Below are 20511 nucleotides of genomic sequence, written 5' to 3' on the forward strand. Positions count from 1 at the left end.
CCCTCGTACCCCGGCCGCCCCCGCAATGCATCAGCTCTGCAACAGCCGTGCCCCTGTTCCGCCCCCCTGTCTATGGCGCGCCCGGTCCGGGAGGGCACACTGCCTCCCATGACTGACTGGCCCAACAGCGGCGGCGTCGGCCCGCGCCCGGTTCCCAACCGCGCCGTACCGACGACCGGATACGGCAACGACCCCGGCGGCGGTTACGGTTACGGCGGACAGGCGGGTTACGACTCCGGCTACAACACGGGCCAGGTCTACGCCGGTTCCGGTTACGCGGGCGGCGGCCCGGCCGGGCCCGCCGGACCCGGTTACGGCGACGCGAGACCCGCGCCGGACTGGGGCCGCCGGTTCAAGGTGGGACTCGTCACGCTGCTCGCCGTACTGCTGGTGTGGTCGGTCGGCACGTACTTCTGGGCCGACTCCAAGCTGCGCCGGGAGGTCGACCTGAGCACGGTCATGGACCGGCCCGAGAAGGGCGAGGGCACCACCTACCTCATAGTCGGCTCCGACAGCCGCGAAGGGCTGTCGGACGAGGAGCGCAAGGAGCTGCGCACCGGTTCGGCGGAGGGCAAGCGCACCGACTCCATGATCATCCTGCATGTGGGCCCCGAGGGGAACACGATGGTCTCCCTGCCGCGCGACTCCTGGGTCACCATCCCGGAGTTCAAGGGCTCCGAGAGCGGCAAGACCTTCCCCTCCCCCGGCGCGCGCAAGCTCAACGCCGCCTACTCCATGGACGGCGCCACCCTGCTGGTCCGCACCGTCGAGTACAACACCGGCCTGCGCATAGACCACTACGCGGAGATCGGCTTCGGCGGCTTCGCCTCCATCGTGGACGCCCTCGGCGGCGTGGAGATGGACATCCCGCGCGACATCAAGGACAAGAACTCCGGCGCCGACTTCGAGAAGGGCCGCCAGACCCTCGACGGCGCCCAGGCCCTGGCCTTCGTCCGCAACCGCTACGAGGCCGGCAGCGACCTGGAACGCACCAAGAACCAGCAGAAGTTCCTCTCCGCCCTGGCGAACCAGGCGGCCACTCCCTCCACGGTCATCAACCCCTTCAGGCTCTACCCGACGCTGGGCGCGGGCCTGGACACCCTGATCGTGGACGAGGACATGGGCCTGTTCGACCTCGCCTCGATGTTCTGGGCCATGAAGGGCGTCTCGGGCGGCGAGGGCACCTCGATGAACATGCCGATAGCGGGCTCCGCGCCGCAGGGCTCGCTCAAGTGGGACATGACCAGGGTCAAGCAGCTCGTCGGGCAGCTGAACAACGGCGAGAAGGTCACGGTCCGGGCCGACTGAACCCGCCCGCGCGGGGAAGACGCCACCATGGCCATGTGAACGTGTGGGCCCCGGACCGTCCGGTCCGGGGCCCACACGCGTTCCCGGGCGTGCCGCCCGGGCAGGGCGCCTTACGGCAGGTTGCGGGCCATCACGATCCGCTGGACCTGGTTGGTGCCCTCGTAGATCTGGGTGATCTTGGCGTCGCGCATCATGCGCTCGACCGGGTAGTCGCGGGTGTAGCCGTAGCCGCCCAGCAGCTGGACGGCGTCCGTGGTGATCTCCATGGCGGCGTCGGAGGCGTAGCACTTGGCGGCGGCGCCGTAGAAGGTCAGGTCCTCGGCCCTGCCGTCGGCGCCGAGGGTGACGCGCTCGGAGCGGGCGGCGGCGGCGTAGGTGAGCTGGCGGGCGGCCTCCAGCTTCATCGCCATGTCGGCGAGCATGAACTGCACGCCCTGGAAGTCGCCGATCGGCTTGCCGAACTGCTTGCGCTCGGCGACGTAGCCCTTGGCGTAGTCCAGCGCGCCCTGGGCGATGCCGAGGGCCTGGGCCGCGATGGTGATGCGGGTGTGGTCCAGGGTCTTCATCGCGGTGGCGAAACCGGTGCCCTCCTCGCCGATCATGCGGTCGGCGGGGATGCGGACGTTGTCGAAGTAGACCTCGCGGGTCGGGGAGCCCTTGATGCCGAGCTTCTTCTCCGGGGCGCCGAAGGAGACGCCCTCGTCGCCCTTCTCCACCACGAAGGCCGAGATGCCCTTGGAGCGCTTCTCCGGGTCGGTGACGGCCATCACGGTGTAGTACTCGCTGACGCCGGCGTTGGTGATCCAGCGCTTGACGCCGTTGAGGACGTAGGCGTCGCCGTCGCGCACGGCGCGGGTCTTCATGCCCGCGGCGTCCGAGCCGGCCTCCGGCTCGGAGAGGCAGTAGGAGAACATCGCGTCGCCCTTGGCCAGCGGGGCGAGGTACTTGCTCTTGAGCTCCTCGGAGCCGGACAGGATCACCGGGAGGGAGCCGAGCTTGTTGACGGCCGGGATCAGGGAGGACGAGGCGCAGACGCGGGCGACCTCCTCGATCACGATGACGGTCGCGAGCGCGTCGGCGCCCGCGCCGCCGTAGGACTCGGGTACGTGGACGGCGTGCAGGTCGTTGGCGACCAGCGCGTCCAGGGCCTCCTGCGGGAAGCGGCCCTGCTCGTCCACCTCGGCCGCGAAGGGCGCGATCTTCGCCTCGGCGAGCGAGCGCACCGATTCCCGGAGCATGTCGTGCTCCTCCGACGGACGGTAGAGGTCGAAGTCGGTCGATCCCGCCACGGTGTCTCACTCCCTGGGTGCGCTGCTGCTAACTACCGTTAAGTAACACAATTCTAGTGGTCCGCCGTCGCCGCGGATACATGAGTTTGCCGACACCGGTCCCCCGCGCACCGGTCCGCTCCGGCTCCCGCGCACCGGCCCGCACTGCCCCCGCCCGCCCCGGCCGCGGCCGGATATGCTCGCGGGCAGCACCTCGCCCGTACACCAGGAGCAGTCCATGGCCCTCAGGATCACCGTGATCGGCACCGGCTACCTCGGCGCGACGCACGCCGCCGCCATGGCCGAGCTGGGCTTCGAGGTGCTGGGTCTGGACGTGGTGCCGGAGAAGATCGAGACCCTCTCCTCCGGGCGGGTGCCGTTCTACGAGCCCGGACTGGAGGAGCTGCTGCGCCGCCATGTCGCCGGGGTGGAGGGCTCGACCGGGCGGCTGCGCTTCACCACCTCCTGGGAGGAGGTGGGCGCGTTCGGGGACGTCCACTTTGTCTGTGTGAACACCCCCCAGAAGCAGGGCGAGTACGCGTGCGACATGTCCTACGTGGACAGCGCGGTGGACTCCCTGGCCCCGCATCTGACGCGGCCCGCCCTGGTGGTGGGCAAGTCCACGGTGCCGGTGGGCAGCGCGGACCGGCTGGCCGGGCGGCTGGCGGAGCTGGCCCCGGCGGGCGAGGCGGCGGAGCTGGCGTGGAACCCGGAGTTCCTGCGCGAGGGCTTCGCCGTGGAGGACACCCTGCGCCCGGACCGCATCGTGGTGGGGGTGCGCTCGGTGCGCGCGGAGGAGCTGCTGCGCGAGGTGTACGCCAGGCCGGTGGCCGAGGGCTCGCCGTTCGTCGTCGCCGACTTCCCGACGGCGGAACTGGTGAAGACCGCCGCGAACTCCTTCCTGGCCACCAAGATCTCGTTCATCAACGCCATGGCCGAGGTCTGCGAGGCGGCCGGCGGCGACGTGGTGAAGCTGGCGGAGGCCATCGGGTACGACGACCGGATCGGGGGTAAGTTCCTGCGCGCCGGGATCGGCTTCGGCGGCGGCTGCCTGCCCAAGGACATCCGCGCGTTCATGGCGCGGGCGGGCGAGCTGGGCGCGGACCAGGCGCTGACGTTCCTGCGCGAGGTGGACTCGATCAACATGCGCCGCCGCTCCCACATGGTGGAGCTGGCCCGCGAGACGGTGGGCGGCGCGTTCCTGGGGCAGCGCGTGGCGGTGCTGGGCGCGACCTTCAAGCCGGACTCCGACGACGTGAGGGACTCGCCGGCGCTGAACGTCGCCGGCCAGATCCATCTGCAGGGCGGGCAGGTGACGGTCTACGACCCCAAGGGAATGGAGAACGCCCGGCGGGTCTTCCCCACCCTCGGCTACGCGGACAGCGCGCCGGAAGCGGTGCGCGGGGCGGACGTGGTGCTGCATCTGACGGAGTGGCGCGAGTTCCGGGAGCTCGACCCGGAGGCGCTGGGCCAGTCCGTGGCGCACAAGCGCATCCTGGACGGCCGCAACACCCTCGATCCGGCCCTGTGGCGCAAGGCGGGCTGGTCCTTCCGCGCACTGGGCCGGCCGACGGCGTAGGGCCCGCCCCGCCCCGGGGCCGCTCGGCCCCCCCGGAAGGACCGCCGTGCCCGGTACGTCCGCGCCCTCGCCCGGCTGCCGCGGACGGTCATGGTGCGCCGGCGCCCACGGCCCGGCCGGGCTTCCGCCGTGGTACGCCCGGCGGCAGCCGTGCGCCCCGCACACCTCGACGCGGGGCCGGGTGCCGTCGGCCACTGCGGTGCGCGCCCCCGGCCGGAGTCGTCAGCAGGCGGCAGACCGGGTAGCAGGGGCAGTGGTCCACGACACAGGAGGGATGAGCACCATGGCCATCACCACGCTGCGGGACGTCCTCGTGCTGGACTGCCCCGAGCCGGGGAAGCTCGCCGACTTCTACGCACGGCTGCTGGGCGGGAAGGTCGAGGGCGAGGGCAGGTGGGTGGAGGTGACGTTCGACTCGGGCGCCCTGAAGGGCCGGACGTTCGCCTTCCAGGAGGCGCCCGGCCACGTGCCGCCGCAGTGGCCGAGCGCCGAGCGGTCGCAGCAGTTCCACCTCGACTTCTACGTGCCCCGGGGGGAGTTGGACGCGGCCGAGCGGGAGGCGCTGGAGCTGGGGGCCGAACTCCTCCAGGGCGACGGGGGCGAGCTCGACTTCCGCGTCTACCGCGACCCGGCCGGGCACCCCTTCTGCCTCTGCGTCGAGTGAGCCGGCCGCCCGTGGGGGCACGCGGACGCAGGACGCCGGGGCGAAGGCACGAAGAAGAGGCGGGCGGGGCGGGGGTGTTCGCACACCCCTGCCCCGCCCGCCTCTCGACCGGACCCGGGTGACCGGGCCGGTGGGGGTCAGGACCCTCAGATGCTGACGCCGTTGGCGCGCAGGTAGGCCAGCGGGTTGATGTCCGAGCCGTAGCCGGGGGCGGTACGGATCTCGAAGTGCAGGTGCGGGCCGGTGCTGTTGCCGGTGGAGCCGACGGCGCCGATCTGCTGGCCGGTGCTGACCGTCTGGCCGGCGCTGACCGACAGCGAGGACAGGTGGCCGTACTGGCTGTACCGGCCGTCCTCGTGGCGGATGACCACCTGGTTGCCGTAGGCCCCGCCCCAGCCGGCGGAGACCACGGTGCCGTTGGTGACGGCCTTCACCGGGGTGCCGGAGGCGGCGGCGAAGTCCTCACCGGTGTGGCCGTTGGACCAGCGGGCGCCCGAGGCCTTGTAGGAGCCGGACGGGGCGGCGTTCACCGGGGCGGTGTAGCCGGTGACCGCACCGCGGTCGCTGCGGTCGGCACGCTCGGCCGACTGCTGCACGGCCTCGGCCTTCTCGGTCTTCTCGGCCTTCGGGGCGGCCTTCTCGGTCTTCTCGGCCTTCTCGGGCTTCGGAGCCGGCTTGGTCTCGGGCTTGGCCGCGGCCTTCTGCTGGGCGGCGGCGCCGCCCAGGGTGAGCTCCTGGCCTGGGAAGATCAGGTTCGGGTTGTCGCCGATGACCTGGCGGTTGTCCTCGTAGACGCGCTCCCAGCCGCCCTGGACGCCCTGGGCGTCGGCGATCTTGAAGAGGGTGTCGCCGCCGACGACCTCGTAGGAGGTGCCCTCGCCGTGGTCGTGGCTGTGGGCGCGCTCACCGCGGTCCGCGCGCTGCGGCGCGGCCTCGGACTCGCTCTTCTCCTGCTTCGGCTCGGCCTCGGGCTTGCTCTCGGGCTTGGCCTCGGCCTTCGGAGCGGCGGCCGGGGCCTGCTCCTTCTGCTCGGTCGGGTTGCTCTGACCGTCGGGGGAGACGGCCGGGGCGGGACCGCCCTTGGTCAGGCCGGCCTTGACCGAGCACACGGGCCAGGCGCCCGGGCCCTGCCCCGCCAGCACCTTCTCGGCGACGGCGATCTGCTGGTCCTTGGTGGCGAGGTCGGCACGCGGCGCGTACTCGGTGCCGCCGAAGGCGGCCCAGGTGCTCTGCGTGAACTGCAGGCCGCCGTAGAAGCCGTTGCCGGTGTTGATGGACCAGTTGCCCGTGCTCTCGCACTGGGCGACCTTGTCCCAGGTGTCGACGGAGGCGGCGCTGGCCCCGCCGGCGGCCACCAGGGGGAGGGCCATTCCGGCGCCGCCCACGGAGATGGCCAGCGACAGACGGGTGAGGCGGCTGTTGCGGATACGACGGTGACGTCCGCGTGCGGACATAGGTGTGCTCCTTCTCCTACGCCTGCGAGGTGAGCTGTCGGGTTCGGGCTGGAGTTGCCCGGCCATGTGTGCCGCGGCGTGTGCCGCGGCATGGCTTCACCCCAAGCCGTCCCGTACGGACCTCATGGGCCCGGGACGGCGACTTACCTTGGGTCCCCCGCTCCTGCCATCGGGTGGTGTGGATGGTCCAGCCCGCCGCCGTTGACAGGATTCGGCGTTCGACAGCGGGCCGCCGCACATTCGTACGGCGCGGCCAGAACGGTAGACACATCGTTTCCGCCGATACAAGCCGATGGGTCACAGGACGCCCGTTTCGAAGGCTTTGATGATCGTCCGATCGTCACCGTCCGCTGTGTTCACTTCTCGAAGAGTGGCGGATCCTTCCTCTGACGTGGTGTCACTTTCCTCCACTGCCAGGGCCGATAACGCGGAAGGCCCTCCTCCGGCACGCAGAGCGACGCACCGGGGAGGGCCGGCTCGTGAGTTGAATCACGAGGGGGCCGGGGAGCTACCCGTCGAGCTGTCCGATGGTGGCGATGGACGGGCCGCGCCTGGTCCGTTCGTGGCGGGCGACCGCCTCCGCGTCACGCAGCACGCGCACCGCGTTCTTCCAGGTGAGCTTGGCGAGGTCGGCCTCGGACCAGCGACGGTCCAGCAACTCGGCCACCAGATGCGGATATCCGGACACATCACTCAGATCGGACGGGGTGAAGGCCGTGCCGTCGAAGTCGCCGCCGATGCCGATGTGGTCGATGCCCGCGACCTCGCGCATGTGGTCCAGGTGGTCGGCGACCGTCGCCGCCGTGGCGACCGGGCGCGGATTGGCCTCCTCGTAGGCGCGCTGGACCGCCAGGCCCCTCTCGGTGCCGTCCAGGGGGTGGAGGCCGTGGGCGCGCATGTTCTCGTCGGCGGCCTCGGTCCAGGCGACGGCGGCGGGCAGCACGAACTTCGGCACGAATGTGGCCATCGCCACACCGCCGTTGACCGGAAGCCGCTCCAGCACGTCGTCGGGGATGTTGCGAGGGTGGTCGCACACCGCGCGGGCCGAGGAGTGCGAGAAGACCACCGGCGCCGTCGTCACGCGCAGGGCGTCGCGCATGGTGGCGGGCGCCACATGGGAGAGGTCCACCAGCATCCCCAGCCGGTTCATCTCCCGCACGACCTCCTCGCCGAAGCGGGTGAGGCCGCCGTGGCGCGGGGCGTCGGTGGCCGAGTCCGCCCAGTCGATGGTGTCGTTGTGGGTGAGCGTCATGTAGCGCACGCCCAGCCGGTACAGGGCTCGCAGCGTGGCCAGGGAGTTGTTGATGGAGTGGCCGCCCTCGGCGCCCATCAGGGATGCGATGCGGCCCTCGGCGCGGGCCGCCTCCATGTCGTCGGCGGTGAAGGCGAGCCTGAGGTCGGCCGGGTGGCGGTCGGCCAGCCGCCGCACCACGTCGATCTGCTCCAGGCAGGCGCTGACGGCGGCGTCGCCCGTCAGGTCGGTGCGCACGTAGACCGACCAGAACTGCGCGCCCACCCCGCCCGCGCGCAGCCGCGGGATGTCGGTGTGCAGATGGGCCGACTGGTCGCCGGCGATGTCGCGCCGGTCCAGGTCGTAACCCACCTGCTCGCGCAGCGCCCAGGGCAGGTCGTTGTGGCCGTCGGCGACGGGGTGGGCCTCCAGCAGCTCCCCGGCCCGGGCCAGCAGCTCGGCGGAGTGACCCATCTCACCTGCCTCCGAAGCCGAACCCGGCGCCGCCCGCGGCGACCTTGCTCCGCAGCCGCCGGCCCTTCTCCCGCGCCTGGTCCTTCAGCTCCGCCTGGAACCGCTCCATGCGCTCGCGCAGCTCCTCGTCGTGGGCCGCCAGGATGCGGACCGCCAGCAGGCCCGCGTTGCGCGCGCCGCCGACCGAGACCGTGGCGACCGGAACCCCGGCGGGCATCTGGACGATGGACAGCAGGGAGTCCATGCCGTCCAGGTGCCGCAGCGGCACGGGGACGCCGATCACCGGCAGCGGGGTGACGGAGGCGAGCATGCCCGGCAGATGGGCCGCTCCCCCGGCGCCCGCGATGACGGCCTTCAGCCCGCGTCCGGCCGCCTCGTCGCCGTAGGCGATCATCTCGTGCGGCATGCGGTGGGCGGAGACGACGTCGACCTCGTAGGGGACCTCGAACTCGTCCAGGGCCTCGGCCGCGGCCTCCATGACGGGCCAGTCCGAGTCGGATCCCATGACGATCCCCACGAGGGGGGCGGGGGCGGGGCTGGGGGCGTTGCTCATTCGGTGATGGTCCCTCGCAGATAGCCGGCGGCGTGGGCGGCGCGCTCGCGTACGTCCGCCAGGTCGTCGCCGTAGGTGTTGACGTGGCCGACCTTGCGGCCGGGCTTCACGTCCTTGCCGTACATGTGGATCTTCAGCCGCGGGTCGCGGGCCATGCAGTGCAGGTAGCCCTGGTACATGTCGGGGTAGTCGCCGCCGAGCACGTTGGCCATCACCGTCCACGGCGCGCGGGGGCGCGGGTCGCCCAGCGGCAGGTCGAGCACGGCCCGCAGGTGGTTGGCGAACTGGGAGGTGACCGCGCCGTCCTGGGTCCAGTGGCCGCTGTTGTGGGGGCGCATGGCCAGCTCGTTGACCAGGACGCGGCCGTCGCGGGTCTCGAACAGCTCCACCGCCAGGTGCCCGATCACGCCCAGCTCCCGCGCGATCGTCAGCGCCATCTCCTGGGCGTGGGCGGACAGCTCCGGCGACAGGCCGGGGGCCGGGGCGATCACCGTGTCGCACACGCCGTCCACCTGGATCGACTCCACCACCGGATAGGCCACGGCCTGGCCGTGCGGGGAGCGCACCACGTTGGCGGCCAGCTCGCGGACGTAGTCCACCTTCTCCTCGGCCAGCACCGGCACGCCCGCCCGGAACGGCTCGGCGGCCTCGGCCTCGGAGGACACCACCCACACGCCCTTGCCGTCGTAGCCGCCGCGGACGGTCTTGAGGACGACCGGCCAGCCCTCCTCTTCCCGCGCGGCCTCTTCCCGCGCGGCTCCCTCCCGCGCGGCTCCCTCCCGCGCGAACCGCGCGACGTCGGCCGGGTCCGCCACGATCCGGTGCCGGGGGCAGGGGACGCCGATCTCGCTCAGCCGCGCCCGCATCACGCCCTTGTCCTGCGCGTGCACCAGCGCGTCGGGCCCGGGCCGCACCGGGACGCCCTCCGCCTCCAGGGCACGCAGATGTTCGGTGGGCACATGCTCGTGGTCGAACGTGATCACGTCGCAGCCGCGGGCGAAGTCGCGCAGGGTGTCCAGATCGCGGTAGTCGCCGACGACGACGTCGCGGACCACCTGGGCCGCGGAGTCCTGCGGGGTGTCACTGAGCAGCTTGAACCTGATGCCGAGGGGGATGCCCGCCTCGTGCGTCATCCGCGCGAGCTGCCCGCCGCCGACCATGCCGATCACAGGAAATGTCACGTCCGTAGCCTATCGGCCGGACGACGGGTACCCGGCGCGGTACGGGGCCGTGACTAGCATGGCGGACCGGGACGCGACGGCGGGCCCCGCGGGGCCGCGCGAGAGCCGAGAGAACGGGGCGAGTGGATCACTATGGGTGAACGGCGCGCACTGCGCTCCAGGCTGCTGCGGCTACGGCGCGAGCTGGCGAAGTTCGGCACGGTGGGGGCCTTCGGCTTCCTCGTCAACGTGGCCGTCTTCAACCTCTGCATCCACGGCCTGGGCCTGGCACCGGTGCGCTCGGGGGTGATAGCGACCGCGGTCGCCATCGGGACCAACTACCTGGGCAACCGCTACTGGACCTACCGGCACACCGACAAGAGCCGGATGCACCGCGAGGCCGGCCTGTTCATGCTGTTCAGCGGCATCGGCCTGGTGATCGAGAACGGCGCGCTGGCCGTCTCGCACTACGGGCTGGACCTGACCTCGCCACTGGCCGACAACATCGCCAAGAACGTCGTCGGGCTCGGCGTCGCCACGGTCTTCCGCTTCTGGGCGTACCGCACCTGGGTCTTCCGCGGGGAGCGGCGGGTTCCCTGCGGCCGCGAGGGGCGTACGGTCTCAATCCCCCGCCGGCGGCTCGTCGGCCTCACGGCTGAGGAAGAGCGCGAAGACCGGCGGGCGCTGCTGAAGTAGCTCCAGGCGCCCTCCGTCGGCCTCCGCCAGGTCGCGGGCGACGGCCAGTCCCAGGCCCGTGGAGTTGCGCCCGCTGACCGTGCGCTCGAAAACCCTCGACCCCAGCTCCGGGTCGACTCCCGGTCCCTCGTCCGTCACCTCGACCACCACCTGGTTCCCGGCGATCCGGGTACGCAGGGCGACCGCGCCGCCACCGTGCATCAGGGCGTTCTCGATGAGCGTGGCCAGCACCTGTGCCACCGCCCCCGGGGTGCCCACCGCCCGCAGGCCCTGGCGGCCGGAGCGGACGACGGCCCGGCCCGCCTTGCGGTACGCCGGGCGCCACTCCTCGATCTGCTGCTTGACCACCTCGTCCAGGTCGAAGCCCACCGCGGAGCCCGAGCGGGGGTCGCGCGAGTTGGTCAGCAGCCGCTGCACCACGTCGGTCAGCCGCTCCACCTGGGCGAGGCCGACCAGCGCCTCCTCCCGGATGGTGGAGGCGGCCGCCCTGTCGGCGCCGGTGGTGCCGGTGGTGCCGGTGGTGCTCCGGGTACCTGTGGTGCCCGCGGCATCCGTGGTGCCGGCGGTCTCGATGGCGTCGGCCGCCGCGACGATCTCCTCCAGCCGCATGGACAGCGCGGTCAGGGGGGTGCGCAGCTGGTGGGAGGCGTCCGCGGCCAGCCGCCGCTCGGCGGTGAGCATCCGGGCGATGCGCTCGGCGCTGGCGTCCAGCACGTCCGCCACCCGGTCCAGCTCGGGCACGCCGTAGCGCCGGTGGCGGGGGCGGGGGTCGCCGGAGCCGAGGCGTTCGGCGGTCTCGGCGAGGTCGGTGAGGGGGGCCGCGACACGGCGGGCCTGCTGCACCGCCAGCAGAACCGCCGCTATCACCGCCAGCAGCGCCACCGCCAGGATGATCAGCAGGGTGCGGCCCACCTCCTCGCGGACCCGGTCGTCGTCCTGCCGGACGGTGACGGTGACGCCGCCCGGCTCGGTGGCGCGCCCCTCGATGGCGCCCTCGCCGGGGCGCTCGCCCAGCTCGATGGGCGGCTGCCCGGGCAGCTCGATGCGGACGTGGCGGTCGTGGGGGACCTGGGAGCGCATGGAGGCGGCGGTCACGCTCTCCTCGGCGACCAGGCGGCTCTCGACGACCGAGACCAGCCGCGCGGCGTCGGAGCGGACGCTCTCGTGGGCGCTCTCCTCGATGGTGCGGGTCTCGACGATCACCAGGGAGACCCCGAAGACCGCGATCACGACGAGGACCACGGCCAGCGTGGAGTTGATCAGACGTCTGCGCATGGCGGCGCCGGCCCTTCGTGGTGTCGCTGTGGTCTTCGCGGTGTCCTCGGCGGGGTCCGTCCGGGCCCGTGCGGGGCCCGGCCGCCGTCAGTCCTTCTCGAAGCGGAAGCCGACGCCGCGGACCGTGGCGATGTAGCGGGGGTTGGCCGCGTCGTCGCCGAGCTTCTTGCGCAGCCAGGAGATGTGCATGTCGAGGGTCTTCGTGGACGACCACCAGGTGGTGTCCCACACCTCGCGCATCAGCTGGTCGCGGGTGACGACGCGGCCGGCGTCGCGCACCAGCACCCGCAGCAGGTCGAACTCCTTCGCCGTGAGCTGCAGCTCCTCGTCCCCCATCCACGCCCGGTGCGACTCGACGTCGATGCGCACCCCGTGGGTGGCGGCGGGCTGCACGGGCTCGACGGCGCCCCGCCGCAGCAGGGCCCGCACCCGGGCGAGCAGCTCGGCCAGCCGGAACGGCTTGGTGACATAGTCGTCGGCGCCCGCGTCCAGGCCGACGACGGTGTCCACCTCGTCGGCGCGCGCGGTCAGCACCAGGAGGGGGAAGGCGTGTCCCTCGTTGCGCAGCCGGCGGCAGACTTCCAGTCCGTCCATACCGGGCAGGCCGAGGTCGAGCACGACCAGGTCGATGTCGCCGTGCTGGCCGGCGTCGAGTGCGCCGGGGCCGTCCTCGCGCACCTCGACCTCGTACCCTTCGCGGCGCAGGGCTCGGGCCAGCGGCTCCGAGATGGAGGCGTCATCCTCGGCGAGCAGTACTCGGGTCATGGCCTGATGGTAGACCTCGCCCCGGCGGGCCCGAGGGGTCGCCGGGAACCCGGGCGGTGCCCGCCCCGGTTCCCGGGGGAGTGTGTGACATGCGCCTCTCGCCGCCCGTCGCCGGCCGGTCGCACGGGAGGCGGTGTCGTACTCTGGCCGAGGCGCCGTCCGGAATCCGGTGGCCCTTGGCGCGGTGATGCGCCGGGGCCCGCCACCGAGGAACCCCCCGTACACACCCCGTACGCGGGGGCCGTCCCGGAAAGCCGGTCCGTCCATGGCCCGCAGGGGCCCGGACGCGCGGCGGCGCCGCAGGAACTGTCGGCCGGTGACAGGCACGCGCGGACGGGGGCGCGGAGCCGGGCCGACCACCCGCCCGGGCGCGTGCGCACCACATCGCGCGCGTCCCGACCGAGCAAGGAACCACCACCATGGCGTCCAGCCTGACGAAGGACTCCGTCGGCAGCACCGACAAGACCTTCTTCGGCCACCCCCGCGGTCTGGCCACACTCTTCATGACGGAGATGTGGGAGCGCTTCTCCTGGTACGGAATGCGCGCCATCCTCGTCCTCTACCTGATCGCGGGCGTGCTCGAAGGCCCCCTCGCGGGCCGCGAGGCCCTCGCCGCGGCGATCTACGGCGTCTACAACGCCGTCGTCTACATGGCCGCCATGCCCGGCGGCTGGGTCGCCGACCGACTGTGGGGCGCACGCAAGGCGGTCCTGGTCGGCGGCATCGTCATCGCACTGGGCCACTACACGCTGGCGATCCCGTCCGATGTGGCGTTCTTCGTCGGACTCGGCCTGATCGCGGTCGGTACCGGCCTGCTCAAGCCGAACATCTCGGCGATGGTCGGCGGCCTCTACGAGGGCCAGTCCAGTGCCCGCCGCGACGCCGGCTTCACGATCTTCTACATGTCGATCAACATCGGCGCCATGTTCGCGCCGCTGGTGGTCGGCTACCTCGGCGAGAACGTCGACTGGCACCTGGGCTTCGCCGTCGCCGGCGTCGGCATGACGCTGGCGGTGGTCCAGTACGTCCTGGGCGGCCGCTACCTCGGCGACGTGGGCCGCCACCCCGGTACTCCGGCCACGCCGGAGGAGAAGCGCGCGATGCTGCGCAAGGTGGCGCTGTGGACCGGCCTGGCCGCCGCGGCGCTGCTGGCGGACCTGGCGCTGGGCACGTACGACATCGAGCACATCGTCAACTTCCTGGCCGTCCTCGGCGTCGTCGTCCCCGTCCTGTACTTCGCCTCGATGTACCGGAACCCGGAGCTGACCGAGCAGGACCGCCCGCGCGTCAAGGCGTTCGTGTGGTTCTTCGTCACCGCCGTGCTGTTCTGGATGATCTACGACCAGTCCGGCTCGCTGCTGACGATCTTCGCGAACAACGACACCGACCGCATGGTCGGCGGCTGGGAGTTCCCGGCCTCGTGGTTCCAGTCGGTCAACCCGGTCATGATCATCGTCCTGGCGCCGATCTTCGCGACCATGTGGGTGTGGCTGGCCAAGCGCGACCGCGAGCCCAGCGCCCCGATGAAGTTCGCCCTGGCGATGCTGCTCATCGGCGGCTCCTTCGGACTGATGGGCCTGGCGGGCGCCGCCGCGGCGAACAGCGAGACCGGCAAGGTCACGGTCTTCTGGCTGCTGAGCGTGTACCTGCTGCAGACCCTCGGCGAGCTGTGCCTGTCCCCGGTGGGCCTGTCGCTGTCGACGAAGCTGGCCCCGAAGCAGTTCGTCGGCCAGATCATGGGTCTGTGGTTCCTCGCCACCGCCACCGGCAACGCCCTCAACGGCTGGGCGACCCAGCTCAACGAGCCGATGGGCGACGCGGCGTACTACACCATGTGGGGCGTGGTCGCCGTGGCCGCGGGCTTCGCCTTCATGACGGCCGGGAAGCGGATCCGTGCCCTGATGGGCGGCGTGAAGTAGCCCTTCCGGCCCTCGGGCCCCCCGGGGGCTCTGCCGGCCCCCGGGGCAGGCGAGCCGGGGCCCGGTCCTGTGACAGGACCGGCCCCCGGCTCGCTCGCTGTGCGCGCCGGCCTGGCTGTGCGTGCGCGGTTCAGGCCCCGGCGCCGCTCTTCTCGAACGCCTCCCACTGGGCCCGCACCAGATCGTCCGGCACCGGGCCCGGATCGTCTGGGGAGAGCGCCTCCAGCCGGAAGGAGAGCGTGGTCGAGCCCGAGCGGACCACCGTCAGGTACTCGGTCAGGACCAGTTCCCCGTCCTTCACGTCCTCGATCCGCAGCCGGTACGCCACGGCCTCGTCGCCCGCCTCGGGCGCCTCGACCGGCTCGACGGACCGGTAGACGGCCTCGGCCAGCACCCGCTCCTCCGTGAAGCCCCCGGCGCACTCGGTGCCCGCCTTCCGCAGCGCCGAGAGCACCCTGGCCGCTCCGCCCGGCCCGTAGGAGCGCAGCTGCACCGCCACGCCCCGGCCCGTCAGGCCCCCGTCGAGGCCGAAGTCGTCGAGCTCCACCTCACGGTGCACCTCGGCCACCGGATCGTCGTCGACGGCTCCAGCGGCCAGGCTCACCAGCGGCTGGCACTCGGCGCGGTCGGCGCGGTACTCCATGAGGTCCCAGAGCGGCTCCTGTGTGACCGGGGAGACCGAGTAGGAGGCCGCCGTGCCGCCCGCCTCGAAGGCCGCGGCCTCCAGCCGCTCGCGCCCGGCGGCCTTCCGCACGGCGGACCCACCGGTCCTCTCCCCCGCGGAGGAGGGGGAGGGCCTCGCGTCACCGGCTTCCCGGGAGCCACCGCCGGCGCCGCAGGCCGTCACCGCCAGCGCGAGCGCCAGCGCCGCGGCCGGCAGGCCTGTCCGTCCGCGTACGGCGGCCGCCGTCCCCTCCATGTTCCCCACCCCTGGTCGTCCGCGGTCCGCACCCCGGCCGGGCGTGCCCGGACACGAGTGCGCCGAGTCCCGAGTGGGACCCGGCGGTGGGGATCGTACTTCCGGCGGGGCCGGCCGGCGGAGCGGGCTCTCAGTCCGCGTCCGGTCCGGCCAGTTCGGCCCAGACCGTCTTCCCGGCCGTGCCGTCCGGGTGGCGCACCACGCCCCAGTCCAGGCAGAGCCGCTGGACGATGAACATGCCGTGTCCACCGGGCCGCCCGGGGCGGTGCGGGGTACGGGGCGAGGGGAGACCGGGGCCTCGGTCGGCCACCTCGATCCTCAGGAGTTTGGGGCCGCAGCCTATGCGCACCTCTTCGGGCCCGTCGGCGTGCAGGCAGGCGTTCGTCACCAGCTCGGAGACAACGAGCAGGGCGTCTTCGGCGGCGGCACGCTGCTCGGGGCCGTCCGCGGGCAGCCAACCCCAGTCGTGAAGCGCCTGACGGGTGAAGTCACGTGCCCGGGGGACCGCACCACTCGCCCCCATCAGCCGCAGCCTCCGTACCTGGCGCATCTCGCGCACCTGACCGACCGGTGCGGCTGCGGTCGCGGCTGTGCCCTCCGGCTCCGGGCCGCGGTCGCCCGCCGGTTGCGGCCGGGTGGTGCTCATCAGTGCTTCACCTCACCGGTTGACCAGTTCATCGGTCTTCGCCTGGTCTGCGAACAACTGTTTCGGAGGGATTCCAGGGAGTCTCCTGCCCTGCGCGGGCGGGAGAACACCCGTCTGTCGGGACGGAATCGCGCTCGGACGTAACACTCTGGTCACGGGCCGGAACACGGACGGTTCGCACGGACCTCGCGTCCGTACGGCCGAAGCCGCACCGCCGGGACCGCACCGTCCGAGCCGCGCCGTCAGGACTGCGCGGTCTCCTTCAGCGCGTCGGCCAGGCTCTCGTGCAGGGTGAAGACGCCGTCGGCCCCTGTGATCTCGAACACCCTCGCGACGACCGGCCGCATTCCGGCCAGGTGGATCCCGCCTCCGGCCGCCTCGGCCTTCAGCCTGGCGCCCAGAAGGACGTTGAGCCCGGTGGAGTCGCAGAACTCCAGCTTCGAGCAGTCCACGACGAGCAGCCTGTCCCCGTCCTCCAGCGAGCGCTCCAGCGGTTCTCGCAGCAGATCGGCGGTGTGGTGGTCGAGCTCGCCGTCAGGCGTCACCACCAGGCTCGCGCCGTGGCGCTGTACGTCGACCGTCAGTCGACCCCGGTGGCTGGTGCTGCCGGGCACCCCGCGGTCCATGTACACCCCTTCAACATTCCCAGTAACCGATCACTGCCGTCCGGAGATGGACGTTCGAACCCTACGCCCTTACAGCCGCAACCGGTAGCCGCGCAACCAGCACATCGGCGCATATTCGGGCATCCAGCACTTGCCATCCTCCCTCGGGAGCAGGTAGGCGTAGGAGGGACCACTAAAACACGTCGGCTCGGAGGCGCCGCACCCCGTAGTGCAGGAACGGCTTCGGCAGCCATATGCCGAACACGATGGAGGCACCATGTCACCCCGGCTCGACGGATCGCCCGTCACCTCGTCGGCCCTCCGGCCCGAAGGGCCCGGAAGCGGGTTCCCGGAGGTCGGCCCGGAGCAGGCGGAGAACCTGCCCGACCTGCTCGGCCTGCCCGAGGTCCCGCCGTACGACGAGGTGGGGCCGCTGGACGCGCGAGCCCTGTCCAAGACCCTCTTCGAGCGTCTGGAGACGCTGCGGGAGGGCACGCACGAGTACGCGTACGTCCGCAACACCCTGGTCGAGCTGAACCTGGCGCTGGTGAAGTTCGCCGCGGCCCGGTTCCGTTCCCGCAGCGAGCCCATGGAGGACATCGTCCAGGTCGGCACCATCGGCCTGATCAAGGCGATCGACCGGTTCGAGATCGGCCGCGGGGTCGAGTTCCCGACCTTCGCGATGCCGACGATCGTGGGCGAGATCAAGCGCTTCTTCCGCGACACCTCCTGGTCGGTGCGCGTTCCCCGGCGCCTCCAGGAACTCCGCCTGGACCTGGCCAAGGCCGGGGACGAACTGGCCCAGCAGCTCGACCGCTCCCCGACCGTCGGCGAACTGGCCGACCGCCTGGGTCTGAGCCGGGAGGAGGTGGTCGAGGGCATGGCCGCGAGCAACGCGTACACCGCCAGTTCCCTCGACGCCCAGCCCGACGAGGACGAGACCGAGGGCGCGCTCGCCGACCGCATCGGCTACGAGGACCACGGCCTGGAGGGGATCGAGTACGTGGAGTCCCTCAAGCCGCTGATCGCCGAACTCTCGCCGCGTGACCGCAGAATCCTCTCCCTCCGCTTCGTGGCGAACATGACCCAGTCCGAGATCGGGGAGGAGCTGGGCATCTCCCAGATGCACGTCTCCCGGCTGCTCTCGCGGACGCTGGGCAAGCTCCGCAAGGGGCTGCTGGTCGAGGAGTGATCGCACCCGCCCGACCGGACGGGTGCCCCGTTCCATCACTCCTATGGCCTACGGAAATCACTCCTCCGGTTTTTTGACCCGCCCTTGACCTTCGAGGGGCCTTCGAACGACCGGCGGGCCCGTACGGGGTGTGCTCCCCGTACGGGCCCGCCGGCATGACGGCGGCCCCGGCGCGGGGCCCCGTACGGCGGCTCGGGCCCGCCCGCTCACAGCACGCGCGTGCCGCGCTGCCAGACCGCCGCGGTCAGCGGCACGCCGGGCCGGTAGGCCAGGTGGACGTGCGAGGGCGCGTCCAGGAGCACCAGATCGGCGCGGGCGCCGGGGGTGATCCGGCCGATGTCGATACGGCGCAGGGCCGCGGCGCCGCCCGCGGTGGCGGACCAGAGGGCCTCGTCGGGCGTCATGCCCATCTCGCGGACGGCGACCGCGACGCAGAAGGGCATGGAGCTGGTGTACGACGAGCCCGGGTTGCAGTCGGTGGACAGCGCGACGGTGACGCCGGCGTCCAGCAGGCGGCGGGCGTCGGGATAGGGCGAGCGGGTGGAGAACTCGCAGCCGGGCAGCAGCGTGGCGACGGTGCGGCTGTTCGCCAGCGCGTCCACGTCGGCGTCGGTGAGGTGGGTGCAGTGGTCGGCGGAGGCCGCGTCCAGCTCCACGGCGAGCCGTACGCCGGGGCCGGGCCCGAGCTGGCCCGCGTGGACGCGCGGGACCAGGCCGTGGGCGATTCCGGCGGTGAGGACGGCACGGGCCTGGTCGCCGTCGAAGGCGCCCCGCTCGCAGAAGACGTCCACCCAGCGGGCCCAGCGGGCGCAGGCGGCCAGCATCGGGCCGGTGACGAGGTCCACGTAGCCGTCCGGGTCGTCGGCGTACTCGGGCGGCACCACATGGGCGCCGAGGTAGGTGACCTCGTCCACGTGGTCGTCGGCGATGCGCAGGGCGCGCGCCTCGTCCCTCGCGGTGAGGCCGTAACCGGACTTGGTCTCCAGGGTGGTGGTGCCCTGCCGCAGCGCCTCGCGCACGTGGCGGGCCAGGTTCGCGGCGAGTTCCTCGTCGGTGGCCTTCCGGGTGGCCTCCACGGTGGTGCGGATCCCGCCGGCGGAGTAGGGGCGGCCGGACATGCGCGCGCCGAACTCCTCGGTGCGGTCGCCGCCGAAGACCAGATGGGAGTGGGAGTCGACGAAGCCGGGGATCATCGCCCGGCCGCCCGCGTCGACGCGACTGTCGGTGGCGGGTGCTTCACTTTCCGTACCGACCCAGGCGATGCGGTCGCCCTCGATGACGACGGCCGCGTCCCGGATCAGACCGAGGGGGGTGTCCTGGGCGGCCTCGGAGGAGCGGGGGTCGTTGGTGACCAGGGTGGCGATGTTGGTGACGAGGGTGCCGGCGGTGGTGTCGGCGGGTGTGCTCGGGGTGCTCATCAGCGGGCTGCTCCTTGCTGGATGGCTTCCGTCAGGGCCGCGGGGACGTCCGGCACGCTCCGGTGTACCCCGTCGCGCACCACATGGCGACCACCGACGACCGTGTGGCGTACGTCGGCCGCGGTGGCGGCGAACACGGCCGTCTCCGCCCCCAGCCGGGGCGGCGGCCCGGCGGTGCGCACGGTGTCCAGGGCGACGGTGGCGAAGTCGGCGAGCCGGCCCGCCTCCAGCCGCCCCGCCTCCGGCCAGCCGATGGCCGCATGGCCGAACTCGCCGGCGGCACGCAGCAGTTGCGAGGCGGTCCAGTGGCCTCGGGCACGGGTGCGCAGCCGCTCGTCCAGTTCCATCGCGCGGGCCTCCTCCAGCAGGTCGATCACGGCGTGGCTGTCGCTGCCCAGGCACAGCGGCGAGCCCGCCCGCATCAGCGCGGCGGCCGGTCCGATGCCGTCGGCGAGATCGCGTTCGGTGGTGGGGCACATGCACACACCTGTGCCGGACCCTCCCAGGAGGGCGATGTCGGCGTCGGTGAGGTGGGTGGCGTGGACGGCGGTGGTACGGGGGCCGAGCACGCCGTGGTCGGCCAGCAGCCGGGTGGGGGTGCGGCCGTGGACGGCCAGGCAGGCGTCGTTCTCGGCGGGCTGCTCGGAGAGGTGGACGTGCAGGGGCGCGTCCCGCTCCCGGGCCCAGTCGGCGACGGCCGCCAGTTCGGCGGCGGGCACGGCGCGCACCGAGTGGATCGCGGCGCCCACGCGGGCGTGGCCGCCCTGCGGCCGCAGGGCGGCGGCCCGCTCGGCCCAGGCGGCGGCGCTGCCGTCGCCGAAGCGGAGCTGGTGGCGGTCCAGGGCGCCGCCGCGGCGGGCGGACAGGAGGCCGGAGGCCAGGTAGCAGGTGTCGAGGAGGGTGATGCGGATGCCGGCCTCGGCGGCCGCCGCCATCAGGGCGTGCCCCATGGCGTTGGGGTCCTCGTAGGGGGTGCCGCCGGGGGCGTGGTGCAGGTAGTGGAACTCGCCGACGGCCGTGATGCCCGCCAGTGCCATCTCGGCGTACACGGCGCGGGCCAGGGCGAAGTAGCTCTCGGGGGTGAGGCGGTCGGCGACGGAGTACATCACCTGCCGCCATGTCCAGAACGTGCCGGAGCCGATCTGCACGGTGCCGCGCAGGGCGCGGTGGAAGGCGTGGGAGTGCGCGTTGGCCAGGCCGGGGACGGTCAGGCCGCGCAGCGGCTCGGCGCCGGGCGGCGGTGCCGGCTCCCCGGTGCGTACGGCGGTGATCTCACCGCCGGCCGTCTCGATCACCGTGCCGGGCTCGACGGTGCCGCCGATCCAGGCGTACTCGGCCCAGTACACGGCCTCGGGGCGCGGTGCGCCGGGGGGCGGGGATTCGGG

The 20511-nt window shown here is 72.6% G+C and carries 18 protein-coding genes and 1 riboswitch; of the genes, 6 read left to right on the plus strand and 12 right to left on the minus strand.

Going from position 1 to position 20511, the window contains the following annotated elements; translation table 11 throughout:
• Positions 1–108 precede the first annotated feature (108 nt).
• Complete coding sequence (locus L7D48_RS01315; RefSeq protein ID WP_237876318.1) at positions 109–1308, plus strand: LCP family protein; 1200 nt, start codon at positions 109–111, stop codon at positions 1306–1308.
• Between the two features lie 110 nt (positions 1309–1418).
• On the opposite strand, the gene L7D48_RS01320 is transcribed toward L7D48_RS01315, so the two are convergent.
• A complete protein-coding gene (locus L7D48_RS01320; RefSeq protein WP_237876323.1) occupies positions 1419–2597 on the minus strand; it encodes an acyl-CoA dehydrogenase in 1179 nt (392 codons plus the stop codon).
• Positions 2598–2814: 217 nt separating this feature from the next.
• Between L7D48_RS01320 and L7D48_RS01325 the strand changes: the two genes are divergently transcribed.
• Together L7D48_RS01325 and L7D48_RS01330 are read left to right on the plus strand one after the other, a co-directional pair.
• Positions 2815–4155: a UDP-glucose/GDP-mannose dehydrogenase family protein gene (locus tag L7D48_RS01325; protein ID WP_237876329.1), complete on the plus strand. Its 1341-nt coding sequence runs from the start codon at positions 2815–2817 to the stop codon at positions 4153–4155.
• 283 nt (positions 4156–4438) lie between these two features.
• A complete protein-coding gene (locus L7D48_RS01330; protein WP_237876483.1) occupies positions 4439–4819 on the plus strand; it encodes a VOC family protein in 381 nt (126 codons plus the stop codon).
• Between the two features lie 146 nt (positions 4820–4965).
• Here L7D48_RS01330 and L7D48_RS01335 read toward each other — a convergent pair whose 3' ends face one another.
• The 4 genes from L7D48_RS01335 to L7D48_RS01350 all read right to left on the minus strand — a co-directional run bounded on the left by L7D48_RS01335 (position 4966) and on the right by L7D48_RS01350 (position 9712).
• On the minus strand, positions 4966–6273 hold the full coding sequence (locus tag L7D48_RS01335) for a transglycosylase family protein (protein WP_237876334.1): 1308 nt from the start codon (positions 6271–6273) through the stop codon (positions 4966–4968).
• A 4-nt stretch (positions 6274–6277) separates the two neighbouring features.
• Positions 6278–6500: riboswitch (cyclic di-AMP (ydaO/yuaA leader) on the minus strand.
• Positions 6501–6781: 281 nt separating this feature from the next.
• A complete protein-coding gene (locus L7D48_RS01340; RefSeq protein WP_237876340.1) occupies positions 6782–7978 on the minus strand; it encodes a dipeptidase in 1197 nt (398 codons plus the stop codon).
• 1 nt (position 7979) lies between these two features.
• On the minus strand, positions 7980–8531 hold the full coding sequence (gene purE, locus L7D48_RS01345; RefSeq protein ID WP_237876344.1) for a 5-(carboxyamino)imidazole ribonucleotide mutase: 552 nt from the start codon (positions 8529–8531) through the stop codon (positions 7980–7982).
• A complete protein-coding gene (locus tag L7D48_RS01350; RefSeq protein ID WP_279951402.1) occupies positions 8528–9712 on the minus strand; it encodes a 5-(carboxyamino)imidazole ribonucleotide synthase in 1185 nt (394 codons plus the stop codon). Before L7D48_RS01350 ends, purE begins: the two co-directional genes overlap by 4 nt.
• 132 nt (positions 9713–9844) lie before the next feature.
• Here L7D48_RS01350 and L7D48_RS01355 point away from each other — a divergent pair, with 132 nt between their 5' ends.
• Positions 9845–10387 carry a GtrA family protein gene (locus tag L7D48_RS01355; protein ID WP_237876348.1) on the plus strand — a complete coding sequence of 181 codons (543 nt, stop codon included), beginning with the start codon at positions 9845–9847 and terminating at the stop codon, positions 10385–10387.
• Here L7D48_RS01355 and L7D48_RS01360 read toward each other — a convergent pair.
• Complete coding sequence (locus tag L7D48_RS01360; protein WP_237876354.1) at positions 10313–11662, minus strand: ATP-binding protein; 1350 nt, start codon at positions 11660–11662, stop codon at positions 10313–10315. The two genes, L7D48_RS01355 and L7D48_RS01360, sit on opposite strands and share 75 nt — an antisense overlap.
• A gap of 87 nt (positions 11663–11749) precedes the next feature.
• Positions 11750–12427: a response regulator transcription factor gene (locus L7D48_RS01365; RefSeq protein ID WP_237876360.1), complete on the minus strand. Its 678-nt coding sequence runs from the start codon at positions 12425–12427 to the stop codon at positions 11750–11752.
• Between the two features lie 419 nt (positions 12428–12846).
• On the opposite strand from L7D48_RS01365, the gene L7D48_RS01370 reads away from it, so the two are divergent.
• A complete protein-coding gene (locus tag L7D48_RS01370) occupies positions 12847–14346 on the plus strand; it encodes a peptide MFS transporter (RefSeq protein ID WP_237876365.1) in 1500 nt (499 codons plus the stop codon).
• 130 nt (positions 14347–14476) lie between these two features.
• Here the strand turns inward: L7D48_RS01370 and L7D48_RS01375 are convergent, their stop codons facing one another.
• From L7D48_RS01375 to L7D48_RS01385, 3 genes are all read right to left on the minus strand, one after another.
• A complete protein-coding gene (locus L7D48_RS01375; RefSeq protein ID WP_237876370.1) occupies positions 14477–15265 on the minus strand; it encodes a hypothetical protein in 789 nt (262 codons plus the stop codon).
• A gap of 130 nt (positions 15266–15395) precedes the next feature.
• Positions 15396–15911 carry an ATP-binding protein gene (locus tag L7D48_RS01380; RefSeq protein ID WP_237876376.1) on the minus strand — a complete coding sequence of 172 codons (516 nt, stop codon included), beginning with the start codon at positions 15909–15911 and terminating at the stop codon, positions 15396–15398.
• A 242-nt stretch (positions 15912–16153) separates the two neighbouring features.
• Positions 16154–16537 carry an STAS domain-containing protein gene (locus tag L7D48_RS01385; RefSeq protein ID WP_237876382.1) on the minus strand — a complete coding sequence of 128 codons (384 nt, stop codon included), beginning with the start codon at positions 16535–16537 and terminating at the stop codon, positions 16154–16156.
• 256 nt (positions 16538–16793) lie between these two features.
• Between L7D48_RS01385 and L7D48_RS01390 the strand changes: the two genes are divergently transcribed.
• Positions 16794–17708, plus strand: coding sequence for an RNA polymerase sigma factor SigF (locus tag L7D48_RS01390; RefSeq protein ID WP_237876387.1), 915 nt, complete (start codon positions 16794–16796; stop codon positions 17706–17708).
• A gap of 206 nt (positions 17709–17914) precedes the next feature.
• Here the strand turns inward: L7D48_RS01390 and hutI are convergent, their stop codons facing one another.
• On the minus strand, positions 17915–19126 hold the full coding sequence (gene hutI, locus L7D48_RS01395; RefSeq protein WP_237876392.1) for an imidazolonepropionase: 1212 nt from the start codon (positions 19124–19126) through the stop codon (positions 17915–17917).
• Positions 19126–20472 carry a formimidoylglutamate deiminase gene (locus L7D48_RS01400; RefSeq protein WP_237876491.1) on the minus strand — a complete coding sequence of 449 codons (1347 nt, stop codon included), beginning with the start codon at positions 20470–20472 and terminating at the stop codon, positions 19126–19128. Before L7D48_RS01400 ends, hutI begins: the two co-directional genes overlap by 1 nt.
• Positions 20473–20511: the final 39 nt, after the last annotated feature.

The organism is Streptomyces sp. ICN903, from assembly GCF_022015835.1.
Taxonomy (GTDB): Bacteria; Actinomycetota; Actinomycetes; order Streptomycetales; family Streptomycetaceae; genus Streptomyces; species Streptomyces fenghuangensis.